13 protein-coding genes are annotated in these 18,926 nt (G+C 65.3%); 6 read left to right on the top strand and 7 right to left on the bottom strand.

Annotation, left to right across the window (positions count from 1 at the left end):
* Positions 1-11: 11 nt before the first annotated feature.
* A complete protein-coding gene (locus tag AC1Q6P_RS19460) occupies positions 12-2,621 on the top strand; it encodes an ABC transporter permease (protein WP_492663072.1) in 2,610 nt (869 codons plus the stop codon).
* 150 nt (positions 2,622-2,771) lie between these two features.
* Here AC1Q6P_RS19460 and AC1Q6P_RS19455 read toward each other — a convergent pair whose 3' ends face one another.
* The 7 genes from AC1Q6P_RS19455 to AC1Q6P_RS19425 form a co-directional block, all read right to left on the bottom strand.
* Positions 2,772-4,811: a methyl-accepting chemotaxis protein gene (locus tag AC1Q6P_RS19455; RefSeq protein ID WP_492663073.1), complete on the bottom strand. Its 2,040-nt coding sequence runs from the start codon at positions 4,809-4,811 to the stop codon at positions 2,772-2,774.
* A 51-nt stretch (positions 4,812-4,862) separates the two neighbouring features.
* Positions 4,863-7,058, bottom strand: coding sequence for a methyl-accepting chemotaxis protein (locus AC1Q6P_RS19450; RefSeq protein WP_492663074.1), 2,196 nt, complete (start codon positions 7,056-7,058; stop codon positions 4,863-4,865).
* A 97-nt stretch (positions 7,059-7,155) separates the two neighbouring features.
* Complete coding sequence (locus tag AC1Q6P_RS19445; RefSeq protein WP_102767287.1) at positions 7,156-7,686, bottom strand: chemotaxis protein CheW; 531 nt, start codon at positions 7,684-7,686, stop codon at positions 7,156-7,158.
* Between the two features lie 59 nt (positions 7,687-7,745).
* Positions 7,746-9,599: a methyl-accepting chemotaxis protein gene (locus tag AC1Q6P_RS19440; RefSeq protein ID WP_492663075.1), complete on the bottom strand. Its 1,854-nt coding sequence runs from the start codon at positions 9,597-9,599 to the stop codon at positions 7,746-7,748.
* A gap of 47 nt (positions 9,600-9,646) precedes the next feature.
* Entirely contained in the window at positions 9,647-11,773 is a 2,127-nt protein-coding gene (locus AC1Q6P_RS19435) for a chemotaxis protein CheA (protein ID WP_102767285.1), read from the bottom strand.
* Between the two features lie 25 nt (positions 11,774-11,798).
* Positions 11,799-12,161, bottom strand: a complete 363-nt coding sequence (locus AC1Q6P_RS19430; protein WP_102767284.1) for a response regulator — start codon at positions 12,159-12,161, stop codon at positions 11,799-11,801.
* 49 nt (positions 12,162-12,210) lie between these two features.
* Positions 12,211-12,666 carry a hypothetical protein gene (locus AC1Q6P_RS19425; protein ID WP_333780326.1) on the bottom strand — a complete coding sequence of 152 codons (456 nt, stop codon included), beginning with the start codon at positions 12,664-12,666 and terminating at the stop codon, positions 12,211-12,213.
* Positions 12,667-12,959: 293 nt separating this feature from the next.
* Between AC1Q6P_RS19425 and AC1Q6P_RS19420 the strand changes: the two genes are divergently transcribed.
* The 5 genes from AC1Q6P_RS19420 to AC1Q6P_RS19400 all read left to right on the top strand — a co-directional run bounded on the left by AC1Q6P_RS19420 (position 12,960) and on the right by AC1Q6P_RS19400 (position 18,901).
* Positions 12,960-14,105, top strand: coding sequence for a hybrid sensor histidine kinase/response regulator (locus AC1Q6P_RS19420; protein WP_102767282.1), 1,146 nt, complete (start codon positions 12,960-12,962; stop codon positions 14,103-14,105).
* A complete protein-coding gene (locus AC1Q6P_RS19415) occupies positions 14,102-14,749 on the top strand; it encodes a response regulator (RefSeq protein WP_102767281.1) in 648 nt (215 codons plus the stop codon). Before AC1Q6P_RS19420 ends, AC1Q6P_RS19415 begins: the two co-directional genes overlap by 4 nt.
* Positions 14,750-14,905: 156 nt before the next feature.
* Positions 14,906-16,324, top strand: coding sequence for a diguanylate cyclase domain-containing protein (locus AC1Q6P_RS19410; protein WP_492663076.1), 1,419 nt, complete (start codon positions 14,906-14,908; stop codon positions 16,322-16,324).
* An 82-nt stretch (positions 16,325-16,406) separates the two neighbouring features.
* Positions 16,407-18,371 (top strand): TonB-dependent receptor plug domain-containing protein, encoded by a 1,965-nt coding sequence (locus tag AC1Q6P_RS19405; protein ID WP_492663077.1) that lies wholly within the window; start codon positions 16,407-16,409, stop codon positions 18,369-18,371.
* Positions 18,372-18,409: 38 nt separating this feature from the next.
* Positions 18,410-18,901 carry a YfiR family protein gene (locus AC1Q6P_RS19400; RefSeq protein ID WP_223696783.1) on the top strand — a complete coding sequence of 164 codons (492 nt, stop codon included), beginning with the start codon at positions 18,410-18,412 and terminating at the stop codon, positions 18,899-18,901.
* The last annotated feature ends 25 nt before the right edge of the window (positions 18,902-18,926 follow it).

Raw genomic sequence — 18,926 nt, 5'->3', positions numbered from 1 at the left:
CAGTGCGCCTCATGAATTCAAGCACCACCGCCTCCGCTGCCCCCGGACTGTTGACGCTGCCCACGGCACGGCCACCCCATGTCATGCACATGGCCTGGCGCCAGCTCTGGCGAGATTGGCGCGCCGGCGAGCTGCGCCTGCTGATGGTGGCCGTGGCATTGGCCGTGGCGGCCTTGTGTGCGGTGAGTTTTCTCTCCGACCGTTTGGAGCAGGGCTTGCGCCGTGATGCCGCGCAGCTGATTGGCGGCGATGCCGTGCTCCTGGCCGATCAACCGGTGCCCCAGGTTTTGCAGGATCTGGCACAGGAGCTGGGCCTGACCCCAACGTTGAGTGCCAACTTCCCCAGCATGGCGCGCGCCACCGAGGCCCAGGGTGGGCGCAACCGACTGGTGGCGGTGAAATCGGTAGGGGCGGCCTATCCCCTGCGCGGCCATTTGCTGCTGGCCGATGGGCGGCGGGTCGGCGCACCCAAGCCGGGAGAGGTCTGGGTGGATGCTGCGGTGCTGGATGCGCTGCAGATCCGGCTCGGTGACAGCATTCTGCTCGGTGATGCATCGCTCAAGGTCGGCGGCGTCATCGTCACCGAGCCTGACCGAGGGGCAGGTTTTTTGAACTTTGCGCCACGTCTGATGATGTCCGATGCCGATCTGGCAGCCACGGCCCTGATTCAGCCCGGCAGTCGCGTGACCTATCGCTTGGCCGTGGCGGCCCTGTCTCGCGCCGAGCGGCCGGCGCCTCCGGCTCAGGCGGTGGCTCAGTTTGTGGAGCGGGCCAAAGCCTTGATCGAGGCTTCGGCCTGGCGCGGCGTGCGGCTGGACTCCTTGGACAGTGGCCGCCCCGAGATGCGTCAGACCCTGGACCGGGCGACCAAGTTTCTCAAGCTGGTGGCCATGCTCTCGGCCCTGCTGGCCGCGGTGGCCGTGGCCCTGGCCGCGCGTGATTTCGCCGGCCGGCATCTTGACGACTGCGCCATGCTGCGCGTCTTGGGCCAGGCGCAGCGCCGCATTGCCTGGGCCTACAGCATCGAGTTTGCCTTGGCCGGCCTGACGGCCAGTGTGATCGGTGTGCTGCTGGGCTTGGGCTTGCATTTCGCCTTCGTGGGTTTGCTCTCGGGTTTGTTTGAGGTCAGCCTGCCCGCGCCTTCGTTCTGGCCCGCGGCCTTGGGCCTGGGCCTGGGTTTGAGCCTCTTGATGGGTTTCGGTCTGCCGCCGGTGTTGCAACTGGCGGCGGTGCCGGCGCTGCGCGTCATCCGGCGCGATATGGGCGGTCTGAAGGCCGGTTCGACGCTGGTGCTGGTGGCCGGCGTGTTCGGCTTCGCGGGCATCTTGATGGTGCTGGCCGGTGAACTCAGCCTGGGTTTGATTGCCGCCGGTGGCTTTGCGCTGGCGTTGGGACTGTTCGCCGGCATGGCTTGGCTGGCGGTGCGTGTGCTCAAACGCTGGGTGCCCTTGAGTGGGCAGGCGGCTGGCAGTGCAGCCGTGCCGCGTTGGCTGCTTCTGGCCACACGCCAGGTGGCGGCGCGGCCGGGCTTTGCCGTCGTGCAGGTGTCGTCCTTGGCCGTGGGCTTGCTGGCTTTGGCGCTGTTGGTGCTGCTGCGCACCGACCTGATTGACAGCTGGCTCAAGGCCACGCCGGCCAATGCGCCCGACCGCTTTGTGATCAATTTGCAGGGTGATCAGGTGCCGGCCTTCCGCGCGCAGATCGAGGGGGCGGGCGTCAAGACCTACGACCTCTTTCCCATGATTCGCGGCCGCCTGCTCAGCATCAACGATCAGACCGTCAAGCCCGCCATGTACAAGGACGAGCGGGCGCAGCGCCTGGTGGAGCGCGAGTTCAACCTCAGCCACAGCGCCGAGCTGATGTCGCACAACAGCGTGGTTCAAGGTCAATGGGTGGTGGACGAGGCCGATGGTCTGAGCGTGGAGCAGGGCCTGGCCGAAACCCTGGGGCTCAAGCTCGGTGATCGCCTGCGTTTTGATGTCGCCGGCCTGCCGGTGGAGGGGCGCATCACTTCCATACGCAAGGTCGATTGGTCCTCCATGCGGGTGAACTTCTTTGTGCTGTTTCCGCGCAAGACCATGGCCGACCTGCCCGCCAGCTGGGTGTCGGCCTTCCATGCGCCGGCCGAATCGAGCCTGGACCGCGAGCTCAGCCGTGCCATGCCCAATCTGACCGTGGTTGACGTCTCAGCCCAGCTCAAGCAGGTGCAGTCGGTGCTGAACCAAGTGATCCAGGCGGTGCAGCTCTTGTTCGGCTTCACGCTGGCCACCGGCCTGGTCGTGCTGCTGGCCTCGGTGGGCAGCACGCGCGAGGCCCGCACCCGCGAGTTTGCCTTGATGCGGGCGCTGGGTGCCAGCTCCCAGTTGCTGGCCCGGGTGCAGCGCGCCGAATTGCTGGGGGTGGGCGCTCTGGCCGGCTTCTTGGCCGGCGCGGTGGCCGTTTTGCTGGGCGCCTTGCTGGCGCGTTTTGTCTTCGGTTTTGCCTGGAGTTTGAACTTCTGGGTGCCGTTGTTCAGCATGCTGGCCGGTGCCGTGCTGGCCCAGTTGGCGGGATGGTGGAGCCTGCGCGGCGTGCTGCGCCGGCCGGTGATGCAGACCTTGCGCGAGGCCGACACACAGTAGCTGCGAACGCAGGGCAGGGCGGGGCAACCGCTTCCAGGGGCTTCCTCGTTTATGCCGGGCCGGAAATGACTGCGGGCCGCTTGATGCGGCCCGCTTTGATGATTCTGATGTTGGTGCTGCCGCTGCGCTGGCTCAGCCAGCGGCAGGCACTCAGAAGGACTGCCAGTCGTCGTCGTTGTCCGTCGGCTTGGCTGCAGGAGCCGGCGCGGGCGTGCTGCTGCTTGCCGAAGGTGTTGGCCGCGCGGCAGGTTTGGCCGCAGGGGCCTTGGCAGCAGCGGGCTTGCTGGTGAAGTGTGCGCTGCCATTGTGGCTGCTGCTGCTGGCGCTACCGGCCGACTTGCTGGCCGGGCGTGGGGCGCTGGCGGCGCTGCGCGCATGGCCCTCATCGCTGCCCAGACGGAACACCGAAACCACCTCGGTCAGGCGATGGGCTTGATCCTTCAGGCTTTCCGCGGCAGCGGCGGATTCTTCCACCAGGGCTGCGTTCTGCTGCGTCATCTGATCGAGCTGCACCACGGCGCCATTGACCTGACCGATGCCATCGCTTTGCTCGCTCGCGGCCGCGGTGATCTCGCCGATGATGTCGGTCACGCGCTGCACGCTGGAGACGATGTCGTTCATCGAGGCGCCGGCCGCTTCAACCAGCTTGGAGCCCACTTCGACTCGGTCGACGCTGGCGCCGATCAGGCCCTTGATTTCCTTGGCGGCTTCGGCCGAGCGCTGAGCCAGGCTGCGCACTTCGCTGGCCACCACGGCGAAGCCGCGGCCTTGTTCGCCGGCTCGTGCTGCTTCCACGGCCGCGTTCAAGGCCAGGATATTGGTCTGGAAGGCGATGCCATCGATCACGCCGATGATGTCGCTGATCTTCTTGGAGCTGTTGTTGATCTCGTCCATGGTGGTGACCACTTGGCTGACCACCTCACCGCCTTTGGCCGCGGCCGAGGAGGCCGAGGAGGCCAGCTGATTGGCGGTCTGCGCGGCATCGGCCGTCTGGCGCACGGTGCCGGTCAGTTGCTCCATCGACGAGGCCGCCTGTTGCAGATTGGAGGCGGTTTGCTCGGTGCGCTGCGACAGGTCTTGGGCGCCCAAGGCGATCTCGCTGGAGGCCGTGGAGATGGAATTGCTGGCGGAGCGCACATCGAGCAGGATGCGCTGGATCTTCTCGGCAAACATATTGAAGGAGCCGGCAATGCGCGAGATCTCGTCGCGGCCGGCCTCGGGCAGGCGCTGCGTCAGATCGCCGCCACCGGCACTGATTTCGTCGAGCGCGGCGCGCACACGGTCCAGGCCACTGAGCATGGTGGAGATCACCGTGGTCATCAGCGCGCCTGCCAGCACCATCACCACGATCAGCACGATGGCCGCGGTGCGCAGCAGCGAGCTCAGCGAGGCCAGAGCTTCGCTGCGATCGGCTGCCACCACCAGCACCCAGTCGGTGTTGGGAATGGCCACGCCGCGCAGCAGGAAGTCCTGGTTGCCGATGGTGGCATCGACCCAGGGTGCGCCGGCTTCCTGCACCTGTTTCAGGGCCTTGGCATCCAACTGCGGGGAGAGCTCGCTGACCGGCTTCAGGGCCAGTTCGGCATTCGGGTGGGCGACCAAGGTCCCCTTGCTGGACATCAGGAACGCAAAGCCATTCGGCGTCGGCTTGATGGCCTTGACCGTGGCCGAGACCTCGTTCAGGAACACATCGGTGGCCGCCACAGCCTTGGTGCTGCCGCCTTCCTTGACGGCCACGGCGAAGGTCACCACCAGCAGCTTGCGCGCGGCGTCCATATAGGGCTCGGTGATCACCGGACCGCTGGCATTGGAGGCCAGGGTGTACCAGGGGCGGCCGGTCGGGTCATAGCCGGGCGGCAGTTCCTGGGGGGTGTTGAACAGCATGCGCTTGTCGGCATGGCCGATATAGCTTGCCTCCAAGCGGCCTGACTTGGCCGCCTGCACCAAATAGGGCTTGGGGTCGGCCTCGGCCGCGGCCGGCACCATGGAGGTGACGATGTCGCGCTGCATGGTCACCCATTGGTTGATGGCCGCCGCGCGACCCGCCGCCAAGGCATCCAGGCTGGCCAGCTCGGTGGTGTAGGTGTGACCGCGGACGATCACATAGTTGGCGATCGTGGCCAGGCTCAGGGTGAGCACCACCACCACAATGCTCAGCGCGGTCAAGCGTGTCTTGATGGAATCAAACATGAAGAAGAGTCCTTGCTGGAGATGCGGGGGAACGACGAAACGGATGCAGGCTCAGAAGCTTTCCCAGTCTCCTTCTTGAGCGGCTGGGGTCGAAGCACGTGGAGCGGGCGCGGGTGCCGAGCGGGCTGAGGGCGCTGGGGCCGGGGCAGGGGGGCTGGTGTTCTCACCGCCGGTCGGCTTGCTGGTCGCTTTTGCCGTGGTGCTCGTCTTGTTCGAAGCACGATGCGAAGTTGAGGCTGCCGGTTTCGCCTTGGCAGGGGCCGTGGCATTGGCTGTGGAGCTTTGCGGTGCAGGTCGACGGCTCGGCGCTGTGCTCGCTACATGGTGGCCTTGTGCCAGGCGGAACACCGACACGGCTTCGATCAGGCGTTGGGCCTGATCGCGCAGGCTTTCGGCCGCGGCGGCGGACTCCTCCACCAGGGCGGCGTTCTGCTGCGTCATCTGGTCCAGTTGCACCACCGATTGGTTGACTTGGCCGATGCCCTCGCTTTGCTCGCTGGCGGCCGCGGTGATCTCACCAATGATGTCCTGCACGCGCTGCACGCTGGAGACGATGTCGGTCATCGAGCTGCCGGCCTCGTTGACCAGGCGCGAGCCCACTTCGACGCGCTCGACGCTGGCGCCAATCAGGGTCTTGATCTCCTTGGCTGCTTCGGCGCTGCGCTGGGCCAGGCTGCGCACCTCGCTGGCCACCACAGCGAAGCCGCGACCTTGTTCGCCCGCGCGCGCCGCTTCCACGGCCGCGTTCAAGGCCAGGATATTGGTCTGGAAGGCAATGCCATCAATGACGCCGATGATGTCGTTGATCTTGCGCGAGCTGGTGTTGATCTCGTCCATGGTGGCCACCACCTGGCCCACCACCTGACCACCCTTGGCTGCGGCGCTGGCGGCCGAGGATACGAGCTGGTTGGCCGTCATGGCGGAGTCGGCGGTCTGCTTGACTGTGCCAGTCAGCTCGGCCATGGAAGAGGCGGCCAGTTGCAGGTTCGACGCCGTTTGTTCGGTGCGTTGGCTCAAGTCCTGGTTGCCCGAGGCAATCTCGGCGCTGGCCGTGCCGATCGAGTCGGAGGACTGGCGCACGGTACCGATGGTCTCTGCCAAGCGCCCGCGCATGGCTTCGGTCTGCTGGATCAGCAGGCCGATTTCGTCATGGCGCTGGCTGCTCACCGAGGCCGACAAATCACCCTGGGCGATGGAGCTGATCGCCTCGGTCAAATCGCTCAGCGGCTTGCTGACCCAATTGCGCATCATCCAGAACAGGCCGAAGCCGAGGCCGGCCGTGGTCAGGGTCAGCATGATCCAGAAGGGCACCATGGTGGCCCAGTGCGAGGCCATGGACTCGCTCGGCGATACCTGGGCAATGATCCAGAAGCCGCCCTGCGGGTTGCGGCGCCCGACGGCGAAATAGCTTCCGCCCTTGCCATTGAGCACGTCAGGTGCGTCCTCAACGACGCCGTCCTTGGAGGCGATCAGGGCCGCCATGAACTTGTCGAACTCGGGGCTCACCTCGCTGGCCAGCTTGTTCTTGGCCGTGGGGTGGGAGACCAGGCGGGCATTCTTGCCGTCGGCATCGGCGGCCACGGCATAGGTACCCCCCGATTCGAAGAACTTGGCATCAGCCGCCATCTTGTCCATGGCCTTCTGGAAGCCCTCCATATCGAGGGCAATGGCCAGCAGACCGATGATCTTGCCTGCCTCGCTCTTGATTGGGTCGTAGTAGGCCATGTAAACCTTGCCCTCCAGCACCACCCGGCCGGCGAAGGGCTTGCCCTGCATCAGCGTGGCATAGCCGGGGTGGCTTTTGCCCAGCGGCGCCGTGTTGCGCTCGCCGGCTGTGTTCTTCAACGAAGAGGTGATGCGGATGAAGTCATCACCCTTGAGGGCGAAGATCGACGCCGCACCGCCTGTGGTGCCGGCGAATTTGTCGACCTGGGTGGTGTTGCCGTTGAGCTTGGGGCCCCAGTCGCGCAGGTCGCCGGTGCTTTCGTCGAGCTGGAAGACCGGACCGAACTCCTGGCGGAAGGTGCCATAGCTCTGCTGCACCATGGTCTTGGCCACATCATCCATGGCCGTCATCGAATCGACCAGAGACTGGGTCTTGTCGCCAACCCAGCTGGTCACCCGGTCATGGGCAACCTGGGTGAGGAGGATGCTGACAGCGCCGCTGACCGTCAGAAGTGAGGCGGCCAGGGCGATCACGCCCACCAGAGAGACGCGCCGTGCGATCGAGGTCACACCTGATGCCATTTTGCTGCTCCAACGAAGTCTTCGAAGAGTGGTGCGCCGCTGCGTGATCCGGCAGCGGGTCATGGCATCCCGCTACCTGGGCCGGCGCGGGATAGGCTTACATGGCCAGGGAGTCCATCAAGCCCATGTCGGCGCTGCTCATCAGGCCTTCGATGTCCATCAAGATCAACATGCGCTCGCTGACGGTGCCGATGCCGGTGATGAAGCTGGTGTCGACCGAGGCCGAGCTCATTTCTGGCGCCGGGCGGATCGCATCTCGATTCAGTTCGAGCACATCGCTGACCGAGTCGACCACCGCGCCGACCACGCGGTTGCGCACATTGAGCACGATCACCACGGTGAAGCTGTTGTACTCGGCGCTGGGACAGCCCAGCTTCAAGCGCAGATCAACGATGGGCACGATGACTCCGCGCAGATTGACCACGCCCTTGATGAAGTCCGGCGCATTGGCGATGCGGGTGGGCGGTTCATAGGACCGGATTTCCTGAACCTTCAGGATGTCGATGCCGTATTCCTCGGCACCCAAACGGAAGGTCAGGTATTCGCCACTGGCCGGGCCGTGCGCTTTCAGGGCCAGGTTGCCAGTGTCCTGGCGCAAGGCCGGCACGTTGTCTCGGGTGGTTTCCATGGCTTACCTCGTGTGGTGTGCGGGTTTGACAAATTGCTCTTGAATCGAGGAGGCGGTGATCAGAAAGATTCCCAATCGCCTTCGGCCTGTGCCGGCTGCGGGGCCGGTGCGCGGGCCGGGGCCGGCGCACGAGCCGAGGCTGGAGCCGTGCTCGTGGCCGATGTTGCTGGGCGCGGGCTGGCTGAGGTCTTGCTCGATGCCTGCGTTCCATGGTGGCTGGAGCTTGCCCCGCTCCTGGCCCCCAGGCTGCCGCCCGAACTGCTCGCAGCAGGTTTGTTGCCGGAAGATTTCACGCTGCCCAGCGATTTGCCGGCGCCGAAGCCGGTCGCCGAGCCGGGTTTGGCATCGGCATTGACCTTGAAGCGATCGACCGCTTCGGCCAGGCGTTCGGCCTGGTCCTTGAGGCTTTCCGCCGCCGCCGCCGACTCTTCGACCAGGGCCGCGTTCTGCTGGGTCATCTGGTCCAGCTGTACCACCGACTGATTGACTTGACCGATGCCGTCGCTCTGCTCGCTGGCCGCGGCCGAGATTTCGCCAATGATGTCGCTGACGCGCTGCACGCTGGTGACGATGTCGGTCATGGAACTGCCGGCTTCCTGCACCAGACGCGAGCCGGTTTCCACTCGCTCGACGCTGGCCCCGATCAGGGTCTTGATCTCGCGTGCAGCCTCGGCGCTGCGTTGTGCCAGGCTGCGCACTTCGCTGGCCACCACGGCAAAGCCGCGGCCTTGCTCACCGGCACGCGCTGCTTCCACGGCGGCGTTCAGGGCCAGGATGTTGGTCTGGAAGGCGATGCCGTCGATCACGCCGATGATGTCGCTGATCTTCTTGGAGCTGGCGTTGATCTCGTCCATGGTGGCCACGACCTGGCCCACCACCTCGCCGCCCTTGGCCGCGGCGCCCGAGGCCGAGTTGGCCAATTGGTTGGCGGTGCGTGCCGAGTCGGCCGTCTGTTTGACCGTGCCGGTCAGCTGAACCATCGAAGACGCGGCCTGCTGCAGGTTGGAGGCGGTCTGCTCGGTGCGGCCGGACAGGTCCTGGTTGCCGGTGGCAATCTCGACCGAAGCGGTGCGAATGCTGTCCGCCGAGATGCGCAGATGGCCGACCAGGCTTTGCAGGGCCTGCTGCATGTTCTGCAGCGAGTTCATCAGGTGCGAGGCCTCATCCTGCCCCACCACCTCGCGAGCGCTCATGGTCAGATCGCCCTTGGCAATCGCATCGGCCAGCGCACCGGCTTCGGCCAGGGGCGTACAGATGCTCTGCATGTTCAGCAGGGTCAGCGGTACCACGATCACCGAGCTGAGAATCAGCACGGCAATGAACACGGTGAACACAGTGCTCTGGGTGGACTCGCTGGCCTGCAGCGATTTCGCCGTGTCCTGCTCAAGAGACTGGCGCAGCTCGTTCAGCAGCTTCTCTGCTTCTTGGGCATGGTCCTTGGCTGCTTTCAGTGCGTTGTTCGCTTCAGCCGCGCTGGTGACGCTGCCGGTTTCAAGCTGGGCCAGAACCGGTTGAGCCTTGGCAACATAGTCCGTCATCAGAGGCATGATCTGACCCATGACGCGGTTGTTGGCGTCATCGTGGCCGACCATCAAGGCCTTGATGTTTTCTTCCAGGGCCTTGCGACCCTCGTCCCACTTCTGGTGATAGCTTTTGACCTCATCGGGTTGGGCATGGGTGATGACCATGTCCTTCTCAAAGCGCCGCAGATTGCCCATGGCCTGGACCATCAGGGTCATGTGCTTGGCATCCACCACGGACTTGTCGGCCAGCTGCTTGCTTTGACCGCGCAGCGAGTTCATGCCGTACAGACCGACGCCGCCGACGATCACCAGCAGTGTCAAAACCATGGCGATGGCTCCGATCATGCGGGTGCGGATGCTGAACATGCGGAGCATGGCGCTCAGGTTCATCGATTACCTCTATCGTTCATTTCGAAAAAGCGCTCAGGCCCGGGCATTCAGTGCCGCGAGCGGCGCACTAGGCTGCCAACGTCCAGAATCAGCGCCACCCGTCCATCGCCCATGATGGTGGCGCCCGAGACGTCATTGACCTTGCGGTAATTGGCTTCCAGGTTCTTGACCACCACCTGCTGCTGGCCGAGCAACTCGTCCACCAGCAGGGCCACACGTCCGCCTTCAGCCTCAACCACCACCATGATGGAAGAGACATGTTCGAAGTCGAAGCGGGGCACGTTGAAGATGGTCTCCAGGCCGATCACCGGCATGTACTCGTCGCGCACCTCAACCACGCGGCCGGAGCCGGCCACCGTCTTGATGGTGTCGGCTTGCACCTGGAAGGACTCGACCACCGAGGACAGCGGCAGGATGTAGACCTCTTCGCCCACGCCCACGCTCATGCCGTCCATGATGGCCAGGGTCAGCGGCAGACGCACCGAGACCTTCATGCCGTAGCCTTCGGCGGAGTCGATCTCGACCGTGCCGCCCAGCGAGGTGATGTTCTTCTTCACCACGTCCATGCCCACACCGCGGCCGGACACATCGGTGACCTGGTCGGCAGTGGAGAAACCAGGTGCGAAGATCAAGCCCCAGACCTCGGCATCGGTCATGGTGTCGGGGGCGTCGATGCCTTTTTCGCGGGCCTTCTTGATCAGCTTCTCGCGGTTCAGACCACGGCCGTCGTCGCGCACTTCGATGACGATGGAGCCACCCTGGTGCGAAGCGACCAGGGTGATGGTGCCTTGCTCGGGCTTGCCCTTGGCGATCCGGTCGGCCGGCTGCTCGATGCCGTGGTCGCAGCTGTTGCGCACCAAGTGAGTCAGCGGGTCGGTGATCTTTTCGACCAGGCTCTTGTCCAGCTCGGTGGCTTCACCCTGGGTGACCAGCTCGACCTTCTTGCCCAGCTTGGCGGCCAGGTCGCGCAGCATGCGCGGGAAGCGGTTGAACACGACCGACATGGGAATCATGCGGATCGACATCACCGACTCTTGCAAGTCGCGGGTGTTGCGCTCCAGATCGGCCAGGCCCGAGGCCAGCTGCTGGTACAGGCCCGGCGCGAGGTCGCGGCTGTTCTGCGCCAGCATGGCTTGCGTGATCACCAGCTCGCCGACCAGGTTGATCAGCTGGTCCACCTTCTCAATGGACACACGCAGGGTGGATTGCTCCATGCCTGCGGCCGCCGGGCGTGCCTCGGCCTTGACGGCTGGGGCCGCGGCCACCACCGGCTTGGCGACTTCGGCCTGCACTTTGAGTTCGGTGCTGGCTTCCGGTGCATCGGGCACGCCAGGGGCGTTGTCGAAGAAACCGTAGCCGGGGTCGTTGTCCTTTTCCTCGGCCGCGGGAGCGCCAGGCGCGTCGGCGTGGAAGCCGAAGCCGGGGCCGAAGGGCGTCAGCTTGACCTGTTCACGGGCGACGTGGAAGGTGAAGAGATCCAGCAGGTCGTTGTCCGAGCTGCCGGTCAGGATCTTGAAGCGGCGGATGCCGTCCGCGGCCACACCACCGTCCAGCGGCTCGATGGTGCCGAGGTCGGTGATTTCCTTGAACAGCTCGACCAGGTTGTCGGCCAGGCTCAAGTCGCTGAGCGGGCCGACTTGCAGCTCGAGCTCGCGCGCGGTCGGTTTGGCCGGCGCGGCGGCCTTGGGCGCGGGCGCTGGTGCGGCTTTGGGTGCTGGAGCGGGAGTGGCGGCCGGGGCGGGGGCGACCTGCTCACCTTCAACAAAGCTGCGGATGCTGGCCAGCAAATCGCTGGTGTCCACCGCGTCCGCGCCGGAGCCCTGGTGGCGACCGAGCTGAGCGCGCAAAGCGTCGCCCGACTGCAGCAGCACATCGACCATGGGCGAGGTGGCTTGCAGCTCGTGGCGACGCAGCTTGTCCAGCAGCGTTTCCATCTGGTGGGTCAGCTCCGCGACATCGCTGAAGCCGAAGGTGGCGGCGCCGCCCTTGATCGAGTGGGCGCAGCGGAAGATGGCGTTGAGCTCTTCGTCGTCGGCGGTTTCGACATTCAGGTTCAGCAGCAGCTGTTCCATGGTGTCGAGGTTCTCGGCCGCTTCCTCGAAGAAGACTTGATAAAACTGGCTCAGGTCAATGCCGGCGCTCAGGCTAGCGCCCTCGGAGGTCATATCTCCCATGCTTTACTCCAGTGTGGTGAGCGCATCAACGAATGACTTTGCCGATGACTTCGATCAGCTTGGCCGGATCAAAGGGCTTCACCAACCAGCCCGTGGCACCGGCGGCGCGGCCGGCTTGCTTCATCTGATCGCTGGACTCGGTGGTCAGGATCAGGATCGGCGTGGTCTTGAACTTCGGGTTGTCACGCAGCTTCTTGGTCAGGCTGATGCCATCCATGCGCGGCATGTTCTGGTCGGTCAGCACCAGGTCGAAGTCGCGCGTGCCGGACTTTTCCAGGGCGTCTTGTCCGTCCACAGCTTCCACCACATTGAAGCCTGCGTTCTTCAACGTGAAAGAGACCATCTGGCGCATCGAGGCCGAATCGTCCACAGCAAGAATTGAGTGCATTGTTGTTTCTCCGGGTATCAAGCTGGTTTCGGAAAATTTGTGAGCTTCTTTAGAACAATTCGATAGAACCGGCGTCCATCTCATCCTGTGTGACCGGATTCGGTCGCAGAGGTGCGATTTCGACCACCGTGGCCCCGTCTTCGTCATCGCCAAAGGTGTCGCGTGCCAGTTGGTCGGCGCAGTTGCGCAGGCGTTGGCTGGTGTGGGCGATCAATTGGGTGGCCATGTCCTGGAACTGCAGGGCGGTGATGGCCCCGGCGATGTCCAGCATGACTTTCTGCAACACCGGTGCGTGGGCGTCGCCGCCCTCGCTGGCGCCGTTCAACAAACCATGCACATGGCTGGAGGCGCTGTAGAAGTGGGTGGACAAGGCCTCTCCGGCGTCGTCCAGAAGGCGTTGCAAACGCTCCAGGTCATTGGTGACCGTCATCAGGTGATCCTGGAGCTCGGCCGCAGCCAGCAGCGGCGTCATTCCCAGCTCGGGTGGGTCAGGCGTTTCATTCATCAGCATCTTTGCTCCACGCTTATGGACCTGTCGGAGCGCAAGACCTGACCCTGTGCGGGGATCAAGTCCGGGCTCGTCAGGGTGACCGGTTCTTGCAGGCATCTTCGGCATTTCCTGCGGAACTGTCGACAGGACAATGGACGCATAAGCGGCCTATTTGTGTGATTCGACCAGGTCTGGATGGGAAATATAAGGGTAAACCCTTGGGTGGCGTGGCTTCTCTGCAGATTCGTTCGCATCACACAGGCCACACGGGCCGGGACGGTCATGCAATCCCGGCATACTCGCCCCCCATGACGATCTCTACTGCTGATCGCCGGCTGCGCGTGCTGCACATCGAGGACTCCGAGCTTGATCATCAATTGATCATGGCCCAGCTGCGCCGTGCCGGTCTGGATTTGGAATTGCACCGGGTGGACACCCTGGCCGAGGTGAGCCGTGCGCTCGAGGGCAACTGGGATGCCGTGATCTCCGACTACAACCTGCCGGGCTTTTCGGGCCTGCTGGTGCTGGACATGCTCAAGGAGAGCAAGCGCCTCCTGCCTTTCATCCTGGTCTCCGGCGAGATCGGTGAGGACACGGCCGTAGCGGCCATGCGCACGGGTGCTTCGGACTATCTGCTGAAGAAAGACCTCGCCCGCCTGGCGCCGGCGCTGCTCCACGCCATCGAGGCCTGCGAGTCCGAGCGCGCGCGCATCGAGGCCGATCGCGAGCTGCTCAAGTCCAAGCAGCGCCTGCACGAGTTGGCCGGCCATCTGCAAACCAGTGTGGAGATGGAGCGCGCGGCGATCGCGCGCGAGATCCATGATGATGTGGGCGGCTCGCTCACCGCCTTGAAGTTCGATCTGGCCTGGATCAACCGCCATGCGCAAGACCCGGCCGTGCAGCAGCGCGTGCAGTCGGCGCTGGAAACGGTGACCTCGGCCATCGAGGCCAGCCAGCGCATCATGCACAACCTGAGGCCGGCCATCCTGGAGCAGGGTCTGGTGGCCGCGGTGCAGTGGATGGCGGCGCGCTTCGAGCGCCGCACCGGCATCATCACGACCATGCGCACCAGCCATGAGCAGATGCAGCTGCCGGCCGGCGTGCCTCTGGTGGCCTACCGCACGGCGCAGGAGGCGCTGACCAATGTCTCCAAGCATGCGCAGGCGACGCGGGTGCATATCGAGCTGAGCGTGGACTCGGGCGTGCTAACGCTGGAGCTCAGCGACAATGGCGTGGGCATTGCAGCCGGCGCCTTGGCCAAGGCGCGCAGCTTTGGAATTCGCGGCCTGCATGAGCGGGCTGCCACGGTAGGAGGATGGGTGGACTTGAGCAGCAACAGCAAGGGCACGAGCCTGATTCTTTCGGTGCCTCTGGAGGCCGACAGCCTGGACCGTTTCGGAGGTGAAGACCATCCCGCCGTCACCCACGACCCTTCGGCCTGGGGTGGCGCATGATCAAGGTCATTCTTTGTGACGACCACGCGCTGATCCGCCGCGGCATCCGCGACACCTTGTCCGATGTGCCCGACATCGAGGTCATCGGCGAGGCCGGCGACTACGGCGAGCTGCGCAGCCTGCTGCGCGATCTCGGCCCCAGCGCGGCGGTCGATGTGCTGGTGCTGGACATCAATATGCCGGGCCGCAGCGGCCTCGATGTGCTGCATGTGATGAAGGACGAGGGCACCTCGATCCGCACCCTGATCGTCTCCATGTACCCCGAGGACCAGTACGCCATCCGCGCCTTGCGCGCCGGGGCCTACGGCTACGTCAACAAGGGCGGTGACCCGCAGGTGCTGGTGCAGGCGGTGCGCACCGTGGCGCAGGGCCGCAAGTACGTGACGCCCGAGATCGCGCAAATGCTGGTCGAGAGCCTGACCGCGCCGGTCAATGAGCAGGCGCACCAGAAGCTCTCCGACCGCGAGCTGCAAACCCTGGTGATGATCGCCTCCGGCAAGCGCCTCTCGGACATCGCCGAGGAGCTGATGCTCAGCCCCAAGACCGTCAGCGTCTACCGCGCCCGCGTGCTGGAGAAGCTGGGCCTGGCCAACAACTCCGAGCTGACGGTCTACGCCATCCGCAACGGCCTGGTCGCCAGCTGAAGAGGGCTCCGGCCGCTGCAGCAGCGGCCCAGGCCGTGGACGGCTCATTAACGACGCTCTCGCGCCCTTGTTTTTGCGATAGACCGGTGGCGGTCGATGGTAAAAAATGCCTTTGCGCTGGCTGCGCTGTGCGGCCGGCTGAGCATGGGCAGATCGATGAGCGTAGCGGCCAGTAGCAGCAGCGACCAGCAGAGCGCCACCGCCAAAGCGGTGGAGGCCGAGGCCCCGCCCGGCAGCAGCAAGCCAGCGCCTGCCAGCCCCACCGAAGTGCGTTCTGGGGAGCTCCAGCATTCGCTGGTTCGCCGCCTGACCCGGCTGAATCTTCAGGTGCTGTCCAGCGCCATGGTGCTCAGTTTCGGGCTGATCGCCGCCATCCTCTGGTTGGGCGCGCGCGAGCGCCAGGCCCAGGCCGCTGAGCTCAGCGCGCAACTCTTGGCCAACAGTCTCGCGCCCATGCTGGTGTTCGAGGATCAGGCCGCAGCCAGTGCCGAACTGGCCGCCTTCGTGCGGCGGGGCGAGGTGCTGGAAGTGCGCGCCTTCAATGCCGCGCTCAAGGTGTTTGTGCAGTGGCAGTCGGCTTCTTCGTCTCCGCCGATGCCTGGGGCCTCGATGGCGGCAGCGGCGGCGGCCTTGCCGGCGGGCATGGATCATGGCCAGGGCCTGCGTTTCATGCGCGCGGCCGAGGTGGAGGTCTGGGTGCCGATTCGGCTCAAGGGTGAGCTGGTGGGCAGCCTGGTGCTGCGCGAGAGTTTGCAGAATCTGCAGATGTTGCTGCTCAAGCTGATCAGTGCGGCGGCGCTCTTGATCGCCGTGGCCATCGCCATCGCCTGGCGTGTCCTGCGTCGGGTGCAACAGCGCGCCCTGGCCCCCATTGTGGAGCTGTCGCGGCTGGCCGAGCAGGTCTCGGTGGATCAGGATTTCACACGCCGGGCCACCGTGCATTGGCCCGATGAAGTGGGGCGTTTGAGCGAGCGCTTCAACCAGATGCTGCAGCGTGTGGAGACCACGCAAGCGGAGCTCAATCTGCGCTTGCGCCAGGAGCAGGAAGCCGGGCAGCAGTTCGAGCAACTGGCCCACCGTGACGCCCTGACCCAGCTGCCCAACCGCTTGTATTTCCAGTCGGCGCTGGAGCGCCACATGGCCGCCAGCTGCCAGAACGTCGAGCTGATGGCCTTGATGTTCATTGATCTCGACAACTTCAAGTCCGTCAATGACAAGCATGGCCATGAGGCTGGTGACGAAGTGCTTCGCGAAGTGGCGCGGCGCATGAGTCGGGTCTTGCGCGGCAACGATGTGCTGTGCCGTTTGGGCGGCGATGAGTTCGGTCTGATCCTGCCGACCTTGCCCAATGACACAGCCGCCGAGCAACTCGCCGTGCGCCTGATTGCGGCGGTTCGTGAGCCCTTGTATGTGGGTGAGCACCTGATGCCGATTGGCGCCACGGTCGGCCTGGCTTTTTGTCCGACCGACGAAGTCGATGCAGCCCATCTGTTGGTGGCCGCCGATGTGGCCATGTATGCCGCCAAGCGTGCCGGCAAGAACACGTTCAGGCGGGCCAGTCATGCGGGCAGCTGAGGTACATGTTCGGCCGCGCCGTGCCAGGCCTCTAGTCTGGGGTTGGGGTTTGCTGATCGCGGCATTGTGTTCAGGCGGGGCGATGCCGCCTGCATGGGCCGGCGAACCTGGCCTGGCCGTGGCCGAAGCCAATGCCGGCCTGGATCTGGGTTTGGAGGACTTGCTGCGCCAGGGCCTCAAGGCCGTGCCGCAAGCGGTGCAGGTGTCCACGGCCTCGCGTTTCGCGCAAAGCGCCGAGCAGGCCCCGGCGCAGACCTATGTGCTCACCGACGCCGAGATCCGCGCCTATGGCCTGCGCAGCATGGCCGACATCCTCAACTGCCTGCCGGGCCTGTTCACCACCAGCAATGGCAATTTCGTTTACGTGGCTGCGCGCGGCCTGGGCCGGCCCGGTGATTTCAACGCCCGTCTGCTTTTGATGATCGACGGCGTGCGCGTGAACGAGAACATCTTCGACGCCGCCCTGATCGGGCCCGAGTTTTACGTCGATGTGGATTTGATCGACCGGGTTGAGTTCACGCCCGGTCCGGGCTCGGCCTTGTATGGCAATAACGCATTTTTTGGTGTGATCCAGGTGCAGACTAAGCGGGCCGACAAGCTAGCCGGCCTGCGCGCCCGCCTGGCGCTCGATTCACTGCGTGGTGGCAGCTGGCAGGCCAGTGCCGGTCAGCGTCTGGACAGCGGCGCCGAGGGCTGGATATCGATCTCGGGCTTTCAGCAGGACCGCATTCCTTTGAACAGCCCGGCGCCTGCCGAAAGGGTCGATCGTCTGCGTGATCACAACTGGGACCATGGCACCCGCCTGCTTGCCCGCGCCAGCATGGCGGGCTGGAGCTTTCGTGCCGGCCACAGCGAGCGCGTGCGCGGCAATGCTTCGCCGCTGGACCCGACGCGGCCCGGCTCGGGCATCGGTCAAGGCCGCTCGATCTACTTCAACCAGTTCGCAGCTTTGGGTTACGAAGGCGCGCTGGGGGCCAATTGGGATTTGACGGTCGAGGCCTCCAGCAAGGTCTTGCAATCGCGTCGCCGTGACCCGCTGGAGCAGCCGGGGCGGCCGCCTCTGGAGCTGGAGACCTTGTCCGAGGGGCAGTGGGATGAATTTGCCCTGCGCCTGGGCAGCTCTGCCTGGCGCGGGCACTATGTTCTGGGCGGCTTGGAGTGGCAGCGTGACCGGTTGCAGCGCATCGCTCTGGGTGCGAGAGGCCTGCCGCCGGATCTGGATTTCACCTCCGCGTCCGAGCGCCTGGGCGTGTTTGTGCAAGACGAGTGGCAGCTTCACGCCCAGCACCGTCTGGTGCTGGGCCTGCGGTGGGACCATGACCGCCGCGCCGATGGCAGCCGCCTCAACCCCCGCCTGGCCTGGGTGTGGCAGCTGAGCCCGGAGGCCAACCTCAAGCTCATGCAGGGCAGTGCCTACCGGGCGCCGAACTTCTACGAGTTCCGCAGCAACCAGGCGCCGGGCTTGCCAGTGCTGGAGGCCGAGCGCACGCGCAGCCTGGAGCTGGCGCTGGAGCATCGCCTGACCCCACAGCTGCAGTACCGAGCCTCGCTCTACCGTGCACGCATGAGCGGCTTGATCAGCCAGGTGCTCAAGCCGGATACGGGGCTGAGTTTTGTCAACAGCGATGTCGTGCGCAGCCGCGGCCTGGAGCTGGGCCTGGAAAAGCGCTGGGACGGAGGCGCGCGCCTGCAGTTGGGCTTGTCGCTGCAGCGCAGCCGCGAGCTGGGCAGTGGCGCCGAGCTCGACAATTCGCCGCGCCGCCTGTTCAAGCTGGCTTACAGCCAGCCGCTCTGGCGTGATGACTTGCAACTGGGCTGGCAGACCCAGGCCATGAGCCGCCGCCAGGTTCCTGCCGGCAGCTTGCCCGGCCAGGTCTTGCATCACCTGCACCTGCTGTGGCGCCAGAGCGCGGACAGCGAATGGTCGTTGGGCCTGCGCAACCTCACGGGTGTGAGCTATGCCGACCAGCCCGATGTGGGCTTGCCGCCGCTGCGCCAGGAAGGGCGTGTGCTTCGCCTGCAGTTCAAGCACCGGGTGGGCTCATGAAGCGCGCGCGGAGTTCTTGGCTGGCTTGGCTTCGGCTCTTGCCTTTGCTCTGGGCTGCGGGTGCGGCCTGGGCGCATCCGGGCCAGGAGGAGGCGCAGCTCAAGGCCGCCTTTATCTACCGCTTTGCCCAGTTCACGCAGTGGCCGCCACCGCCGCCGGGTCGCGAGTTCAACTACTGCGTGGCGGGCGACCGCGAGCTGCAAGACGCCTTGCGTGTGGTGGCGCAAAAGCCCATGGGTCAGGCTGCCGGGCGGGTCCTGGTGCTGGGCTCACCGGCCGAGGCCGGGCCTTGCCATGTGCTGGTGCTGGGCTTTGCCGGTCGCCAGGAGCTGCAGCTCTGGCTGGACGCCCTGGCCGACAGTCCCTTGCTGGTGGTCGGCGCCAGCGCCGAGGCCTTCCGGGCCGGCGCCATCATCGCCCTGGTGCTGGAGCCCAATGGCATGGCCTTTCGCATCAACCACAGCGAGGCCAAGCGGCGCGGCCTGATGCTCAGCTCGCAGATGCTGAAGCTGGCGCGCGAGGTGAAGTAGGCCTCGGGCCTGTTCCTCTCCGGCA

The organism is Roseateles sp. GW835-FHT13E02, from assembly GCF_058794035.1.
Note: the sequence above shows the minus strand (reverse complement) of the source record. Positions and strands in the feature narration are given on the sequence as shown.

Bases quoted from the DNA above. Each gene is read 5' to 3' on its own strand.
- AC1Q6P_RS19460 (WP_492663072.1), top strand. From the start codon at position 12: ATGAATTCAAGCACCACCGCCTCCGCTGCCCCCGGACTGTTGACGCTG.
- AC1Q6P_RS19455 (WP_492663073.1), bottom strand. From the start codon at position 4,811: ATGTTTGATTCCATCAAGACACGCTTGACCGCGCTGAGCATTGTGGTG.
- AC1Q6P_RS19450 (WP_492663074.1), bottom strand. From the start codon at position 7,058: ATGGCATCAGGTGTGACCTCGATCGCACGGCGCGTCTCTCTGGTGGGC.
- AC1Q6P_RS19445 (WP_102767287.1), bottom strand. From the start codon at position 7,686: ATGGAAACCACCCGAGACAACGTGCCGGCCTTGCGCCAGGACACTGGC.
- AC1Q6P_RS19440 (WP_492663075.1), bottom strand. From the start codon at position 9,599: ATGAACCTGAGCGCCATGCTCCGCATGTTCAGCATCCGCACCCGCATG.
- AC1Q6P_RS19435 (WP_102767285.1), bottom strand. From the start codon at position 11,773: ATGGGAGATATGACCTCCGAGGGCGCTAGCCTGAGCGCCGGCATTGAC.
- AC1Q6P_RS19430 (WP_102767284.1), bottom strand. From the start codon at position 12,161: ATGCACTCAATTCTTGCTGTGGACGATTCGGCCTCGATGCGCCAGATG.
- AC1Q6P_RS19425 (WP_333780326.1), bottom strand. From the start codon at position 12,666: ATGAATGAAACGCCTGACCCACCCGAGCTGGGAATGACGCCGCTGCTG.
- AC1Q6P_RS19420 (WP_102767282.1), top strand. From the start codon at position 12,960: ATGACGATCTCTACTGCTGATCGCCGGCTGCGCGTGCTGCACATCGAG.
- AC1Q6P_RS19415 (WP_102767281.1), top strand. From the start codon at position 14,102: ATGATCAAGGTCATTCTTTGTGACGACCACGCGCTGATCCGCCGCGGC.
- AC1Q6P_RS19410 (WP_492663076.1), top strand. From the start codon at position 14,906: ATGAGCGTAGCGGCCAGTAGCAGCAGCGACCAGCAGAGCGCCACCGCC.
- AC1Q6P_RS19405 (WP_492663077.1), top strand. From the start codon at position 16,407: ATGCCGCCTGCATGGGCCGGCGAACCTGGCCTGGCCGTGGCCGAAGCC.